The organism is Pseudomonas sp. CGJS7 (assembly GCF_036961695.1).
This window is the reverse complement of record NZ_JBAMDI010000196.1, coordinates 1-14,405: the sequence shown is the minus strand read 5'-3', so window position 1 is coordinate 14,405 and position 14,405 is coordinate 1. Positions and strand designations below refer to the sequence as shown.

Sequence of the window (14,405 nt, the reverse complement as noted above, 5' to 3'; positions counted from 1 at the left end):
ACACCGCAATAACGTGGCAGCCCCGGGCACTCCTCCGGCGCAGCCACGACCTCAACCTCCCACCGAAGCACGCCGTCGCAAAAAAACGACCCAACCCGCGCCAACTTGGCGCGGCCCTCGCCGAACCGCCACAATGCGGCGCATGCAAACCTCCTCTACCGCATCGCCCGAACTGCTCGACGCCGTCGTCCACGAAACCGGCCCGGCCCCCACCTGGACCGTGCTGTGGCTGCACGGCCTGGGCGCCGACGGCAACGATTTCTCGCCGATCGTGCCGGAACTGGTGCGCAAGGACTGGCCGGCGCTGCGCTTCGTGTTCCCGCATGCGCCGGTGCGCGCGGTGACCATCAACAACGGCCTGCGCATGCGCGCCTGGTACGACATCCGCGATTTCCAGGACCTGGCCAACCGCGCCGATGAGGCCGGGGTGGACGAGTCGGTGGAGCAGATCGAGGCCCTGATCGCGCGCGAAGGCGAACGCGGCATCCCGCCGCAGCGGGTGCTGCTGGCCGGGTTTTCCCAGGGCGGCGCCGTCACCCTGGCCACCGCGCTGCGGCGCAAGCAGGCCCTGGGCGGCCTGATCGCCCTGTCCACGTATCTGCCGATGGCCGACCGCCTGGTGCGCGAAGCCACCGCGGTCGCCCACACCCAGCCCTTGTTCATGGCCCACGGCCAGCACGACCCGGTGGTGCCTTACCGCGGCGGCGAAATGGCCGCTGCGCGCCTGCGCACCCTGGGGTTCAAGATCGACTGGCACGCCTATCCGATGGCCCATCAGGTCTGCGCCGAGGAAATCGCCGCGTTGGGCGATTGGATGTCGCAACGGTTCGCCGACAAGCGCTGAGCCCGGCGCCGATGGCCGAGCCGCACACCGGCAAGCATCCAGGCGCGCATCCGGCCGGCGCGCCCGCCGCCGGGCATTCGGCCGGGCACCCGGCCGAGCACGAGCCCTGGCTGCCGGACCTGTGCCGGCTGCCGCGGCTGGTGATCATGCTGAGCATGGCCGAGCTGATCGTGATCGTGCTGGCGCTGGCGCCCGACGGCACCCGCTGGGATCTGGGCCGGTTCGTTTCTTCCAGCGCCTTCGCGCTGTGGCTGGCGCTGGCGATCTCGGTGCTGCTGTGCGTTTCGCGCAAACAGCTCTCGCGGCTGCCGCCCGGGGTGGGCGGCTTCATCGCCACCGCCACCGCGGCCGCGATCGCCGCGGCGGTGGCCGCGGTCACCCACAGCATCGACAACGTCACCGGGGTCGGGCTGGTCCCGGCCGGGACCTCGTTCTGGCGCTTCGTGCTCGGCACCGCCGCCATCGCGATCCTGGCCGTCGGCGTGGTCCTGCGCTACCTCTACGTCAACGACAGCTGGAAGGCCCAGGTCCGGGCCAACGCCCGCGCCGAGGTCGAGGCGCTGCAGGCGCGGATCAAGCCGCACTTCCTTTTCAACAGCATGAACACCATCGCCGGGCTGGTGCGCAGCGACCCAGTGGTGGCCGAGCGCGCGGTGCTGGACCTGTCGGACCTGTTCCGGGCCGCGCTGGGTGCGTCCAAGAGCGATTCCAGCCTGACCGAGGAGGTCGAGCTGGCCGAGCGCTACCTGGCGATCGAGCAACTGCGCCTGGGCGAGCGGCTGCGGGTGATCTGGCGCAAGCGCGAGCCGCTGCCGTGGCCGATGCCGCTGCCGCGGCTGGTGCTGCAGCCCCTGGTCGAGAACGCGGTGCTGCACGGGATCTCGCGGCTGCAGGGCGGCGGCGAGATCGAAATCGAGCTGACCCAGCTCAGCGACCACCTGTTGTTGCGTATCCGCAACCCCGCCCCGGCCCCGTCCGACAGCCGCGCCGGCGCCCGCCATGCCCAGCACAGCATCGGCCAGCGCCTGCGATATGCCTATGGACCTACGGCGCGGATGACCGCAGGCTGGGACGGGGGCTACTATCTGTGCGAACTGCACGTGCCGACCGGGGTGGAGGCGCAGAGCCGATGAAAGGGGCGAGGCTGGCCATGAGAGTGGTGATCGCTGACGACGAACCGTTGGCCCGCGAGCGCTTGCGCGGCTTGCTGGCGCTGCGGCCGGATGTGGAAATCGTCGCCGAGGCGGTCGACGGCCAGCATGCGCTGCATGCCTGCGCCGAGCATCGGCCGGATCTGGTGTTGCTGGACATCGCCATGCCCGGGATCGACGGACTGGAGGCCGCGCGCCATCTGGCCGCGTTCGAACCGCGTCCGGCGGTGGTGTTCTGCACCGCCTACGACGCGCACGCGCTGTCGGCGTTCGAGGCCGAGGCGATCGACTATCTGGTCAAACCGGTGCGTCCCGAGCGCCTGGACGCCGCGCTGGAGCGCGTGCGCACCTTCGCCGCCGGCCGCGAACGCCATGAAGAAGGCGCGCAGACCGCGCCCGGCCAGGTCCGCAGCCACCTGTGCGCGCGCCTGCGCGGCAGCCTGCGGCTGATTCCGATCGAGGACGTGCATTACCTGCACGCCGAAGAGAAGTACGTGATCGTGCATCACGCGCGCGGCGAGGATCTGATCGAAGAATCGTTGAAGTCGCTGGAAGACGAATTCGGCGAACGCTTCGTGCGCATCCACCGCAACTGTCTGGTGGCGCGCCACGAAATCGTCGAGCTCAAGCGCAACGCCGAGGGCCATGTGCAGGCGGTGTTGCGGCACGGCAAACAGCCGCTGGAAGTCAGCCGCCGCTGTGTGGCGGCGTTGCGCGAGACGCTTAAGCATCTTTGATGCGTTGGGGTTGGGGGCAGGGGCGTCGCGACTTTCCTGCCGTCATTCCCGCGAAGGCGGGCTCCGCTTTACTTCGGCGGAGCCGAACATCCAGAGCCTTCAGCGCCATCTCACCAGAACGTCATTCCCGCAAACGCGGGAATCCAGCGACTTCAAGCGTTCTCGCCCGAAAGGCCCTGGATCCCCGCGTTCGCGGGGATGACGAGCAAAAGCGGATGCCCGCGTCCCCTACTACCGTCATTCCCGCGAAGGCGGGAATCCAGAGCCTTCAGCGCCATCTCACCAGAACGTCATTCCCGCGAACGCGGGCTCCGCTTTACTTCGGCGGAGCCGAACATCCAGCGACTTCAAACGTTCTCGCCTGAAAAGCCCTGGATCCCCGCCTGCGCGGGGATGACGAGCAAAAAGCGGATACCCGCGCACCTACCTACCGTCATTCCCGCGAAGGCGGGAATCCAGAGACTTCAGCGCCATCCTTCCAGGTCGTTATTCCCGCAAACGCAGTCCAATTACCCCGCCTTTGTCCCGACACCCCCCGCCCGGCGATAATGCCGCCATGAAGACCCTGCGCATCGCCACCCGTAAAAGCCCGCTCGCTCTGTGGCAGAGCGAGCACGTCGCCGACCGTTTGCGCGCCGCGCATCCCGGGTTGGCGGTGGAACTGGTGCCGATGAGCACCCGCGGCGACGAGGTGCTGGACCGCTCGCTCGCGGCGATCGGCGGCAAGGGCCTGTTCCTGAAAGAGCTGGAACTGGCGATGCAGCGCGGCGAGGCCGATTGCGCGGTGCATTCGCTCAAGGACGTGCCGATGGAACTGGAACCCGGTTTCGCGTTGCCGGCGATTCTGGAGCGCGCCGATTACGCCGACGCCTTCGTCAGCAACGCCTTCGACGGCATCGACGCGCTGCCCACCGGCGCGCGCGTGGGCACGTCCTCGCTGCGGCGCCAGGCGCAGTTGCGCGCGTTGCGCCCGGATCTGGAATTGCGCGATCTGCGCGGCAACGTCAACACCCGTTTGGGGCGGCTCGATGCGGGCGAGTACGACGCGATCATCCTGGCCTGCGCCGGCCTGCAGCGCCTGGGCCTGGACGCGCGCATCCGCGCGCGCCTGCAATCGCCGTATTGGTTGCCGGCGCCGGCGCAAGGCGCGATCGCGATCGAATGCCGCGACGAAGATCTGGCCACGCGCGCGCTGTGCGCCGCGCTCGATCACGCCGACACCCGCACCTGCGTGGAAGCCGAGCGGGCGATGAACCGCGCGCTGCACGGCAGCTGCCACGTGCCGGTGGCCGCGTACGCGCGCCTGGACGGCGAACATCTGCGCCTGGACGGGCAGGTCGGCTCGGCCAGCGACGGACGCGCGGTCCGTGCGCACGGCGAAGGCCGCGGCGATGCGCCCGAGTGTTTGGGCATCGAAGTCGCGCAGTTGTTGCTCGATCAAGGGGCGGGCGAGTTCATCGCCGAGTCGTTGCCTGAGGGCGAGGACCACGACTAAGGGTATCCGGGCGACATCCGCTCGGTCGGAGCGGCGGGTTGCCGGGCTTTCGGGCGCGTCTGCGAAGCGGCTCGCTCTGACCGATAACAGCAAATCAAAATGGGTTCCGGCTTTCGCCGGAATGACGGCGGGTGGGCTGCGCGATAAAGGCGGGATCGAATTTCTACCGAGCCTGAGCCGCGCGCGCACCGCCGGAGAACCCGGCGGACTCAGAACCGCCGGATCAGCTCGATCGAACTCTCGGCGCTCTCGCTGCCGCCGCCGCCCTTGTTGTCGTGGCGGATGGCGAAGTCGGTTTCCAGTTTCCAGTTGCGCCACACGTCCACGTCCAGCCGCACCGACTGTTTGACGAAGGTGTCGCCGCCGCCGCTTTCCACCTGCACGCGTTGGCTCCAGCGCGCGCGGTCGCTGAGCCGTTGGCCCAGGTTGAGCTCGCCGCGGAACACCGCGCCGGGCCGGTTGATGCCGTCGTCGGCCAACGGCGCCAGCCGGTAGCCGGCGCCGAAGCTCAGGCCGATCTGGGTGTCGCCGTCGCGCACCGCTTGCACGCCGTAACGGGTGCCGATGCGGTAATCGTTGGAATACATCGCCCGGCTCGCGCGCGAGGTGGCCGGCGCGCTCACGCCGCCGACCACGCGCTGTTGCCCGGGCAGCAGCACTTTGCGCAGCGGCGGCAGATCGGCGGGATCGATCTCCGGTTCGCGCTGGCGCGGGGCCAGGGCGAGCTTCCACTCTTCGTCGCCGCAGCGGGTCGAGAAACATTGCAGGCGCATCTGCGCCGGATCGCTGGCGATGGCGATCAGGATCGGGTCGCCGCCGAAGGCGGGCGTCGGCAATGTGACCAGGGGCGCGCCGAGCAGGGCGAGCCCGATTGCACCGAGCATCGTCTGGAGTAGGGCCGGAGGACGGTCCAGGATAATGCCATGAAACCGATTACAGGCGTGCGACGCCGTGCGCCTCGGATAGGTCCGATTAATCGCCACGGCACCAGCAAGTCACTCAGAACCCCAAGCCGGGACGGCCGCAAACGCCGTCCCGGCAAGGTTTGACGCCTCAGACGCGCCGGATCAGAACCCGTAAACCACGTTGAGCGTGGTCAGGGTGTCGGTCTTCTTGGTGCCCGGGATGACGTCGGTGTTGTGGCGCACTTCCAGGCCGGCCTTGAGCGCCAGCGCGTCGGTCATCTTGACCAGCAGGCCGAGGTCGTTGCGGGCGTAGGTGTTGTCGCTGCCGGCTTCGATCAGCAAGGTGTCGTAGATCGAGGTGGTCTCGGTGAGCTTGTGGCCGAAGTCCATGTAGCCGCGCGCGATCGCTTCGTTCTGGTGCACCTGCACGTCCTGCAGCTTGGCCCAGCGGTAGCCCGGACCGATTTCGAAGGTCAGGTGGGTGTCCTTGTTCTTGATCGCTTCGAAGCCGTAGCCGACCGCGGCGGTCCACTGGTATTCGTTGGCGGTGAAGTGGTCGCGCTCATTGCGCGCGGAACCGAACACGTAGCTGCGCGCGCCCAGGCGGTAGCCGCTCTTGCCGAACACTTCGTAGCGGCGCGCGCTTTCCACGTCGTCCTGCTTGCCGTACAGGAACGCGGCGCCGGCCGAGTGCTTCCACTGGGCGTCTTCCTTGGCGATGTTGAGCTTGCCGATCAGGGTCTGGCTGTCGGTATTGCCCTTGGACAGGGCCAGGCCGAGTTCGCCAGTACCGCTCCAGCCGTCGGCGCGAGCCTGCTGGGCGTGGACGGGGCTGAGGGCGGCGGTGAGCGCGAGGGCGCCGAGCAACTTACGCATTAGCAAAAACTCCAAGATCGGGACGAAAAAAACCGCCGAGTGCGAGTCGGCGGGATCTGGAGTCTAGCTATCGATATGTGAAGGGCATCACAAAATAATCACGGTCGATCGATATTCAGCTATCGATCCACCGTTTCAATAATAGAGCGTCACCATATGCCGGGCCTGAGCGAAGAACAGCCAGCGCTCGACCACCGCGCCCAGCAGCGTCGACAGCGCCGCCGCGGCCATCAGCGCGCAAGCCGCGCCGGGCGAACCGGCCGCCGCGGTCAGCGCCAACAGCGCCGCGGCCAGCGGCAGCGCCGCGAACAGCGCCAGCGCGATCGTCCGCAGCTTGGCCGCGTGCTTGCGCGCGAGCACGTAACCCATTTCGCGGGTGAGGTAGTTGTCTTCGGTGTGCGGACGCTCGAACACCGACAATTCGCGCTCGGGCAGGCCGACCGCGTCGCCGCGGCGCAGCGGCAGCGGCGCGCGGTCGATGGCGCGCCAATAGGCGAGCTTGAGCGCGGCGGTCAGCGGCGCCGACAGCGCCACCGCCACCGTCGCCGCGCGCGCGATCGCGTCCGCGCCGGGCGTCGCGCCGGCGATCGCCGCGAGCAAGGCCGCGCCGCTGAGCAAAGCGAAGGCCAGATACACCGGCACCACCAGGCGATGGCGCCAGGCCGGAATCGGCTTGAGGCAGGCGTAGATCATCGCCGTGCAGACCACGGTGATCAGCGCGCACACGGTCAGTGCCACCGTCAGGGCCAACGGCAACCACGAGCCGGGCTGGCCTTGCGTACGCCACAACCACGCGCCCAGGCCGAGCGCGGGCAGATAGGTCGCTACCGCCATCACCCCTTCGCGCGACAACCACGAGCTGCGCCACTGCGAAAACGCGCGCCATGCGCGCAGCGGCTTGCCCAGGTGCAATGTCGAACTGAGCAGGCCGACGCTGACCAACACCACCGCCAGCGCCAAGGCCGCGACCAAGGCGCGCGGCGGCAGAGCGTCCACGGCCGCCGCGCCGAACCAGTGCCACATCGTCAGCGCGCCGACCCACGCCATCAAGCCGTAGCCCGCGCCCGACAAGGTGGTGAAAAAAATGACCGAGAACGCCGGATGCATATCAGCGTCCGGCGTCCGCGATTCGGTAGGCGCGGCGCGGTATCGCGGCCGAACCGCGGGTGCGAGCGGTCATCGCGACAGCACCTTGTCCAGCCAACGCAGCACCGGCGGCAACGCAGTGGTATTCAGCTGCTCCGGTGCCGGCGCATCGCCCGCGCCATCGCGCCGCGGCCGCGGCGGCAGGTATTTGTTGGTCGGCCGATAGCCCAGTTCCGCCATCAGGTCCACGCCGCCGCGTTCGGCCACCAGTTTGGATACCGCCGACTCCGGATCGCCCAGGTCGCCGAAGTGGCGCGCGCGGGTCGGGCAGGCCTGCACGCAGGCAGGTTGGCGTTCGGACTCGCTGAGGTTCTCGTTGTAGATGCGGTCGATGCACAGCGTGCATTTCTTCATCACGCCCTCGACCGGGCTGTACTCGCGCGCGCCGTACGGGCACGCCCACGAACACAGTTTGCAGCCGATGCATTTGTCCTCATCGACCAGCACGATGCCGTCCTCGGCGCGCTTGTAGCTGGCGCCGGTGGGGCATACGGTCACGCAGGCCGGTTGTTCGCAATGCAGGCACGAACGCGGGAAATGCAGGGTCATCGCCGGCTGCGGCGCGGCCGACGTCTGCGCGCCGACGGCGCTGCCGCAGCCGCGCACCGGGTCGGCCAGCGGCAAGGCTTCGACCTCAAAGCTGTGCACGCGGTTGAACCACACGCCCGATGGGTCTTTGCCATAAGGCCGCTCATCGGTCAGCGGCGCGGCGATCCCGCCGGCGTTCCATTCCTTGCAGCTCACCGCGCAGGCGTGGCAACCCACGCAAGTGTCCAGATCGATCACCAGACCGAGCTTCTTGCGCGACGGCGGCGGCAGATCGGTCATCGTTTCTTGATCCCGCTGTAGAACATCCACGCGCCCGCGGCGAAGACGGTCAAGCCGACCGCGACGCCCGGCATCAGCGAAACCAGCGCCGGCGAGCCGGTGTTCTGCTCCAGGCCGGAGCCGACCACGGCCAGCAGCGCCGCCAGCGACAGGCCTAGCACCATGCAGATGGCGCCCCAGATCACCCGCACGGTCCTCATGCCGCGCACTCCGCGCACGCGGCTCGACTGGGCAGGAATACGAAAGTTGCAGCGCTTACGGTCATCGGTTCTTCCTGAACTGCGCGCCGTAGCGCAGCGGTTGATTGTCGGCCGCCGCGAACGACAGCGGTGTGAACTGCGGTTGCGCCAGCCCCTGCGCATTCTGATCGACGGCGGCCTTGCGCAGATTCACCCGCAGGTCGAACCACGCCGCCTGGCCGGTGACCGGATCGGCGTTGGCGTAGTCGCCGCGCGGGGTGAGGTCGGAAATCAGATGATTGAGCAAGAAGCCCTTGCTCGCTTCGGGCGCGTCGGCCGCCAGCCGCCACGCGCCGCGGCGCTTGCCGATCGCGTTCCAGGTCCAGACCGTATCGGGCTGCACGTTGGCGGCGAACTTGGCCTGCACGGTGATGCGGCCGTGGTGCGATTCGACCTCGATCCAGTCTTCGTCGGCCAGGCCGAAACGCGCGCCGGTGTCGGGATGCAGATACAGATAATTGCGCGCGCTGATCTGGCGCAGCCAGGCGTTCTGCGAACCCCAGGCGTGGTACATGAACATCGGCCGCTGGGTGACCGCGCTGAGCGGGAAACGCGTGGCCGAGTCGGCGACTTGCGCGCCTTCGAAGGGCTCGTACCAGATCGGCAGCGGGTCGAAATAAGTGGCCACGCGCTCGCGGTGTTCGGCCGGCGGTTGCCGCTCGCCGTGGCCTTGCGCGGCCAGACGGAATTTCTGCAGGGTCTCCGAATACAGTTGCAGCGCGATCGGTTCGGCGTGGCCGAGAAAACCCATCTTCTGCGCCCAATCCAGATAGTCGCGATTGGCCATTTTGTAATAGCGCGCCGACTCGGGCACCGGGCCGCGCCAGAACCCGCCGTTGTCGATGTAGCGCTGCAACTGGTCGGGATTGGGCGGGCCCTTGGCTTCCAGTTCGCCGTGCTCGCCGCGCCAGCCGGCGAGCAGGCCGACGCCGGGCGCGCGCTCGTGGCGGACGATGTAGTCGGCGTAATCGCGGTAACGCGGGCTGCCGTCTTCCAGGACCATGCCGGGCAGGCCCAGGCGGGCGCCGATGTCGAGGAGGACGGATTGGAAGCCGCGGACGTCTCTGGGTTTCTGATCGTTGCCCAGGCGCTGACTGGCTGCGTCTACGATTGGATGCCGGATCGCATCGCAGGCCGAATCGGCATCGGAAATCGGCCGGTCGAGCAGGCTGATCGCGTCGAAGCGTTCCAGATAAGTGGTGTCGGGCAAGACCAGGTCGGCGTAGGCGGTCATCTCCGAGGCGTAGGCATCGGCGTAGATGATGTGCCCGATGCGGTAGTCGCCGTCCTCGCCGCGATCGGTCAGCCAACCGATCGTCTGGCTGGTGTTCATCGCCGAGTTCCAGCTCATGTTGGCCATGAACATCATCAGCGTGTCGATCTTGTACGGATCGCCGGCCCAGGCGTTGCGGATCACGCTGTGCATCATGCCGTGCGCGGACAGCGGGTAGGCCCACGAGAACGCATGATCGATCCGGCGCGGCCGGCCTTCGCCGTCGACCACCAGATCCTCCGGGCCGTGGACGAAACCCAGCGGCGCGGCGTCCAGCGCGCCGTTGGCCTGGCGCTGCTTGCCGGGGCGGTTGGGCGGCGGCAGCGGTTTGGGGTAGGGCGGTTGATAGCGGAACGAACCCGGCGTATCCACCGCGCCTAGCAGCAACTGCAACAGGTGCAGCGCGCGGCAGGTGTGGAAGCCGTTGCTGTGCGCGCTGATCCCGCGCATGGCGTGCAGGCTGACCGGGCGGCCGAGCATGTGGTCGTGGCGGCGGCCGTGCGCGTCGGTCCAGGCGATCGGCAAGCGCAGCGGATCGTCGAACGCGGCCTGGGCGAGTTCGCGGGCGATGCGGCGGATGGTGTCGGCGGGGATGCCGCAGCGCTCGGCGACGGCGTCGGGGGCGTATTGCGGGTCGAGGTAACGCTCGGCGACCAGGTGGAATACCGGCGCTGCGCGGCGGCCGTCGGGCAGGGTGTATTCGCCGACGACGGCGGGGTTGATGTCGGTGGCGTCGGCGGGGTGGGGGCCGCGCGCCCAGCACAACACGCGCCCCTGCTCATCGCGCGCGAACAAGCCATCGTCCGCCCCGCCCGGATTGCGAATCACCAGCCAATGCGCATTGGCATAGCGCACCAGATACTCCAGATCGATCCGATCGGCCTTCAGCAACTCGTGAATCAACGCGAACGCGAACAAGCCATCGGTGCCCGGCCGAATCCCGATCCACTCATCGGCGATCGCGCCGTAACCGCTGCGCACCGGATTGACCGCGACGATCTTCGCCCCGTGCGCCTTCAACTTGCCCAGGCCGAGCTTGATCGGATTGGAGTCGTGATCCTCGGCCACGCCCCACAGCATCAGATAGCGCGAATGCTCCCAGTCGGGCTCGCCGAATTCCCAGAACGATCCGCCTAGCGTGTACAACCCGCCCGCGGCCATGTTGACCGAGCAAAACCCGCCGTGAGCGGCGTAATTGACCGTGCCGAATTGCTGCGCCCACCAACCGGTCAACGCCTGCGATTGGTCGCGCCCGGTGAAGAAGGCCAGCTCATCGGGATTGCGTTCGCGGATCGGCGCCAACCAGCCGGCGGCGATCTCCAGCGCCTGCTCCCACTCGATCTCGCGAAACTCGCCGCGGCCGCGTTCGCCGACCCGCAGCAACGGCTTGTCCAGCCGCGCCGGGGAGTAGTGCTGCATGATCCCGGCCGAGCCCTTGGCGCACAGCACGCCTTGGTTGACCGGATGATCGGGATTGCCCTGGATGTAACGGACCTGGCCGTCGGCCAGCCAGACTTTGATGCCGCAACGGCACGCGCACATGTAACACGTCGTGGTCTTGACCTCATCGCCCGGCGAAGGCGACAGATCGATGGCTGGCTCGGTGGGAGCGTGCTTTCGCATCGGGGCATTGTGCCCATTGCCGCCGGATCAGGCGAGTTCGCGGGCCGCGCTTGCCGCTGCAACGAAAGCCCGCACATACTGCAATGTCGTGCAGACCACGGAGCGGCAAGGCATGGAAAGCTTTATCTTCGGCTTCGCCTTCTACGGCGGATTCTTCGTCCTGGCCGCGGGCCTGGCCTGGGTCGGTTACCTCAAGCGCAAGCGCCTGCCGGGATTCAACCGCTGGTACTGGGGCGCGCTGCTGGCCACCGGGCTGGGCGCCCTGACGACGTACGCCGCGCACCAGTTGGCACTGGCGATGCGCGGCGCCATCACCGGCTGAATGCGCCAGCCACCCGCGCGGTCGCAACCGCTGCGACCGCACGGGTGTCTAATGTCACTTCACCGCCGGCGCTTCGATCTTGATACTGGCATCGTTGAAACGCGAGTACTTCAGAGTCGAGGTGTACTGCTTGCCGGCGACGTCGGCCACGTTGACCGCCTGCACCGGATAGCCGTTGGCCCCGACCCAGAAGGTCGAGTTGGACTTGGATTGGCTGTTGACGACCTTGTACTTCTTGGTCGCCACGCCGCCCAGGGTTTCCGCGCCGAGCGCAGTGACCTGCAGGCTCGCCAGATCGCCGAGGATCTTCTCGCGGCTGCGGGTCGCGGCCACGCCGCCGCCGGCGGCGGGTTGCTTGACGGTTTTGCCTTGCATGGTCAGATAGGTGGTGTTGCCGATCATGATTTGCTCGCCCATCGCACCCAGCTTCACGCGCATCCGGTCGGGTGCGACGAAGTCGGTTTCGGTGGCCGGGCCGGGGCCCATGCTCATGCTGGCGTGGTAGCTCTTGGCAGCGAGGAACTTGTCCACCGCGGCGACGACCTCTTCTTTGGGTCCGGCAAAGGCCAGACTGGAAGCGGTCAGTCCGAGCAGCAGCACCGCGGGGGTCAGCGTTGCGGATAATGAGGTCTTGATCACGTAGGATCCTTAGGTTCGATGGTGGCGGCCGGACAGTGGCCGATGCCATGCTAGTTGTGTCCCCACCGCCTCTACCAGACCCCTGCCGACATGGAACGTATAGAACGCATCCACGCGCTGCACCGGATTCTCACCGCGGCCCGGTATCCGGTCACAGTTCAGCGGCTCCAGGAAGACCTGGAGTGCTCGCGCGCGACCGTCTATCGGGATCTGGCCTATCTGCGCGATTACCTGATGGCGCCGGTGGTCGGCAACGGCGAGGCCGGCTTCCGCTACGACACCAGCGAGGGCGACCGCTTCGAATTGCCCGGCCTGTGGCTGAGCTCGGAGGAGCTGCACTCGTTGCTGGCCGCGCAGCAGTTGCTGATGCGCAGCGGCGGCGGGGTGCTGTCCAATGCCTTGGCGCCGTTGCAGCAGCGGATCGAAAAGCTGCTCGACGAACACGCCGGCGGCCGCCGCCTGCCGGTCGAGCGGGTGCGGGTGATCCCGCACCGCACCCGGCGCCTGGACGAAACCGCGTTCCGCACCGTCGCCACCTCGGTGCTGGACCGCAAGACCCTGACCTTCGAATACCGCGCCCGTTCCACCGACGAGCGCACCCGCCGCAGCGTCTCGCCGCAGCGGCTGACCCATTACCGCGAAAACTGGTATCTCGACGCCTGGGATCACGAGCGCGACGCGTTGCGCAGCTTCTCGGTCGACCGCATCAGCGCGGCCAAGATCGGCGAGAGCGCCGCGCGCGACGTCGCCGACGACGAGCTCGACCAGCACCTGGCCTCCAGCTACGGCATTTTCTCCGGCGCGCCCAAGGGCTGGGCGACCATCGTCTTCAGCGCCAAGGCTGCGCGCTGGGTCGCCGATGAGCACTGGCATTCGCAGCAGCAGGGCCGGTTCCTGCCCGATGGCCGCTATGAACTCAAAGTGCCTTACAGCGCCGGCCGCGAGTTGCTGATGGACGTGATGCATTACGGCAGCGACGCGGAAATCGTCGAGCCGGTGGTGTTGCGCGAACAGGCCAAGTCGATGCTGGAACTGGCGCTGAGCAACTACGGCCACTGATGTCCCCCGGCGCCGACGCCCCGCACATCCAAAGCGGCGAGCCGGTAGCGCTGGTGCTGGGCGCGGGCGGCGCGCGCGGTCTGGCCCAGATCGGGGTGATCGAAGCGCTGCAGGCGCGCGGGCTACGCATCGTCGCGGTGGCCGGTTCCTCCAGCGGCGCCTTGGTCGGCGGCTTGTTCGCCGCCGGCAAGATGCACGTCTACCGCGACTGGCTCTACAGCATGAGCCGCACCGACATGCTGCGTCTGCTCGACCCGGTGTTCGGTCAGCCGGCGCTGTTCCGCGGCGAACGGCTGATGCACGCATTGCGCGAGTTGGCCGGCGAGCCGCGGATCGAGGACTTGGCGGTGGACTACACCGCGGTCGCGGTCGATCTGGTGCGTCAGCGCGAAGTCTGGCTGCGCGAGGGCGATCTGTGGGATGCGGTGCGCGCGTCGATCGCGATCCCCGGGGTATTCACGCCTTACGAATTGCACGGCCGCGAGTTGGTCGACGGCGGCTTGCTGGCGCCGTTGCCGATCACGGCCACGCGGTTGTCCGACGCGCATCGGCTGATCGCGGTGGACATGCACGGTTGGCCGGATCAACCGGCCGGCGGGTTGGCCCATCGCAACGGCGCGGTCGATGCGCGGGCGTTGCAGGTGGCGTCGATCAAACCGCCGCCGCTGCTGACCCGCTGGTTCCGGCGCAGCTATTCGGCGCAGGTCGACGCGCCGGGCGAGGATGCGCCGCACGAGTTCAGTTTCAGCGAATTGATGGCGCGGTCGTTGGACATCATGCAGGCGCAGATCGCGCGGGTGCAGTTGGCGCTGGATCCGCCGGAGTTGGTGATCCGGATTCCGCGCGATGCGTGTCAGTTCTATGAGTTCTGGCGGGCCAAGGAGCTGATCGAGTTGGGGCGCGAAGAGGCGGAGAAGGCCTTGGACAAGGCTGGGTATTGAGTCGGGCCCGGCGTTCGTCTGGGCAGATTTTCTCTGGATTTTTCTGGTGGAGGCTCTAGCGACCAGCTATGGCCTGGCGTCGTCATGCGCGCCATCTCACCGATAACCATCGCTGCTGCATTGAGCCCTTTTCCCGCTTGCGGCGACCGCAGGGAGTGCAAGGCTGAGAAGGTGCCCGAAGGGCGGATAAGGGCGCCTTTGCCTTTGCTGTTGCTCTGGCCCGGCGGCGCATCTAACTCGCGATAGCAAAAGGACACCCGAAGGGCGGCGCACAAGGACGTGCGCCGGGTTCCGTCGTGGGCAGGATGCCCACTACGGAACCTGCCC

The 14,405-nt window shown here is 67.8% G+C and carries 14 protein-coding genes; 7 read left to right on the top strand and 7 right to left on the bottom strand.

Annotated features, from left to right (window positions below):
* Window positions 1–142: 142 nt before the first annotated feature.
* The 4 genes from V7787_RS49765 to hemC all read left to right on the top strand — a co-directional run bounded on the left by V7787_RS49765 (window position 143) and on the right by hemC (window position 4,227).
* Window positions 143–844, top strand: coding sequence for an alpha/beta hydrolase (locus tag V7787_RS49765; RefSeq protein WP_336094958.1), 702 nt, complete (start codon window positions 143–145; stop codon window positions 842–844).
* Between the two features lie 11 nt (window positions 845–855).
* Complete coding sequence (locus tag V7787_RS49760) at window positions 856–1,977, top strand: sensor histidine kinase (protein ID WP_336094957.1); 1,122 nt, start codon at window positions 856–858, stop codon at window positions 1,975–1,977.
* Window positions 1,978–1,994: 17 nt separating this feature from the next.
* Window positions 1,995–2,732: a LytR/AlgR family response regulator transcription factor gene (locus V7787_RS49755; protein ID WP_336094956.1), complete on the top strand. Its 738-nt coding sequence runs from the start codon at window positions 1,995–1,997 to the stop codon at window positions 2,730–2,732.
* A gap of 556 nt (window positions 2,733–3,288) precedes the next feature.
* Window positions 3,289–4,227 carry a hydroxymethylbilane synthase gene (hemC, locus tag V7787_RS49750; protein ID WP_336094955.1) on the top strand — a complete coding sequence of 313 codons (939 nt, stop codon included), beginning with the start codon at window positions 3,289–3,291 and terminating at the stop codon, window positions 4,225–4,227.
* A 209-nt stretch (window positions 4,228–4,436) separates the two neighbouring features.
* Here hemC and V7787_RS49745 read toward each other — a convergent pair whose 3' ends face one another.
* The 6 genes from V7787_RS49745 to V7787_RS49720 all read right to left on the bottom strand — a co-directional run bounded on the left by V7787_RS49745 (window position 4,437) and on the right by V7787_RS49720 (window position 11,117).
* Window positions 4,437–5,111 carry a DUF481 domain-containing protein gene (locus V7787_RS49745; protein WP_336094954.1) on the bottom strand — a complete coding sequence of 225 codons (675 nt, stop codon included), beginning with the start codon at window positions 5,109–5,111 and terminating at the stop codon, window positions 4,437–4,439.
* A 183-nt stretch (window positions 5,112–5,294) separates the two neighbouring features.
* The gene (locus V7787_RS49740) at window positions 5,295–6,008 is read right to left on the bottom strand and encodes a DUF481 domain-containing protein (RefSeq protein ID WP_336094953.1); all 714 of its coding nucleotides are present in this window, start codon (window positions 6,006–6,008) and stop codon (window positions 5,295–5,297) included.
* A 135-nt stretch (window positions 6,009–6,143) separates the two neighbouring features.
* Window positions 6,144–7,115: a dimethyl sulfoxide reductase anchor subunit family protein gene (locus V7787_RS49735; RefSeq protein ID WP_336094952.1), complete on the bottom strand. Its 972-nt coding sequence runs from the start codon at window positions 7,113–7,115 to the stop codon at window positions 6,144–6,146.
* Between the two features lie 69 nt (window positions 7,116–7,184).
* Complete coding sequence (locus V7787_RS49730) at window positions 7,185–7,982, bottom strand: 4Fe-4S dicluster domain-containing protein (RefSeq protein WP_336094951.1); 798 nt, start codon at window positions 7,980–7,982, stop codon at window positions 7,185–7,187.
* Window positions 7,979–8,182, bottom strand: coding sequence for a hypothetical protein (locus V7787_RS49725; protein ID WP_336094950.1), 204 nt, complete (start codon window positions 8,180–8,182; stop codon window positions 7,979–7,981). The genes V7787_RS49730 and V7787_RS49725 overlap by 4 nt, the downstream gene beginning before the upstream one ends.
* A gap of 61 nt (window positions 8,183–8,243) precedes the next feature.
* Window positions 8,244–11,117: a molybdopterin oxidoreductase family protein gene (locus V7787_RS49720; protein WP_336094949.1), complete on the bottom strand. Its 2,874-nt coding sequence runs from the start codon at window positions 11,115–11,117 to the stop codon at window positions 8,244–8,246.
* A gap of 112 nt (window positions 11,118–11,229) precedes the next feature.
* On the opposite strand from V7787_RS49720, the gene V7787_RS49715 reads away from it, so the two are divergent.
* Entirely contained in the window at window positions 11,230–11,439 is a 210-nt protein-coding gene (locus V7787_RS49715) for a hypothetical protein (RefSeq protein WP_336094948.1), read from the top strand.
* A gap of 54 nt (window positions 11,440–11,493) precedes the next feature.
* Here V7787_RS49715 and V7787_RS49710 read toward each other — a convergent pair whose 3' ends face one another.
* Window positions 11,494–12,078, bottom strand: coding sequence for a hypothetical protein (locus V7787_RS49710; RefSeq protein ID WP_336094947.1), 585 nt, complete (start codon window positions 12,076–12,078; stop codon window positions 11,494–11,496).
* A gap of 90 nt (window positions 12,079–12,168) precedes the next feature.
* On the opposite strand from V7787_RS49710, the gene V7787_RS49705 reads away from it, so the two are divergent.
* Both V7787_RS49705 and V7787_RS49700 read left to right on the top strand, forming a co-directional pair.
* Window positions 12,169–13,137 carry a helix-turn-helix transcriptional regulator gene (locus tag V7787_RS49705; RefSeq protein WP_336094946.1) on the top strand — a complete coding sequence of 323 codons (969 nt, stop codon included), beginning with the start codon at window positions 12,169–12,171 and terminating at the stop codon, window positions 13,135–13,137.
* On the top strand, window positions 13,137–14,078 hold the full coding sequence (locus tag V7787_RS49700) for a patatin-like phospholipase family protein (protein WP_336094945.1): 942 nt from the start codon (window positions 13,137–13,139) through the stop codon (window positions 14,076–14,078). Before V7787_RS49705 ends, V7787_RS49700 begins: the two co-directional genes overlap by 1 nt.
* Window positions 14,079–14,405: the final 327 nt, after the last annotated feature.

Coding starts and splice junctions, on each gene's coding strand:
- V7787_RS49730 (WP_336094951.1), bottom strand. CDS start 7,982: ATGACCGATCTGCCGCCGCCGTCGCGCAAGAAGCTCGGTCTGGTGATC.
- V7787_RS49720 (WP_336094949.1), bottom strand. CDS start 11,117: ATGCGAAAGCACGCTCCCACCGAGCCAGCCATCGATCTGTCGCCTTCG.
- hemC (WP_336094955.1), top strand. CDS start 3,289: ATGAAGACCCTGCGCATCGCCACCCGTAAAAGCCCGCTCGCTCTGTGG.
- V7787_RS49765 (WP_336094958.1), top strand. CDS start 143: ATGCAAACCTCCTCTACCGCATCGCCCGAACTGCTCGACGCCGTCGTC.
- V7787_RS49755 (WP_336094956.1), top strand. CDS start 1,995: ATGAGAGTGGTGATCGCTGACGACGAACCGTTGGCCCGCGAGCGCTTG.
- V7787_RS49705 (WP_336094946.1), top strand. CDS start 12,169: ATGGAACGTATAGAACGCATCCACGCGCTGCACCGGATTCTCACCGCG.
- V7787_RS49735 (WP_336094952.1), bottom strand. CDS start 7,115: ATGCATCCGGCGTTCTCGGTCATTTTTTTCACCACCTTGTCGGGCGCG.
- V7787_RS49745 (WP_336094954.1), bottom strand. CDS start 5,111: ATGCTCGGTGCAATCGGGCTCGCCCTGCTCGGCGCGCCCCTGGTCACA.
- V7787_RS49725 (WP_336094950.1), bottom strand. CDS start 8,182: ATGAGGACCGTGCGGGTGATCTGGGGCGCCATCTGCATGGTGCTAGGC.
- V7787_RS49715 (WP_336094948.1), top strand. CDS start 11,230: ATGGAAAGCTTTATCTTCGGCTTCGCCTTCTACGGCGGATTCTTCGTC.
- V7787_RS49760 (WP_336094957.1), top strand. CDS start 856: ATGGCCGAGCCGCACACCGGCAAGCATCCAGGCGCGCATCCGGCCGGC.
- V7787_RS49740 (WP_336094953.1), bottom strand. CDS start 6,008: ATGCGTAAGTTGCTCGGCGCCCTCGCGCTCACCGCCGCCCTCAGCCCC.
- V7787_RS49700 (WP_336094945.1), top strand. CDS start 13,137: ATGTCCCCCGGCGCCGACGCCCCGCACATCCAAAGCGGCGAGCCGGTA.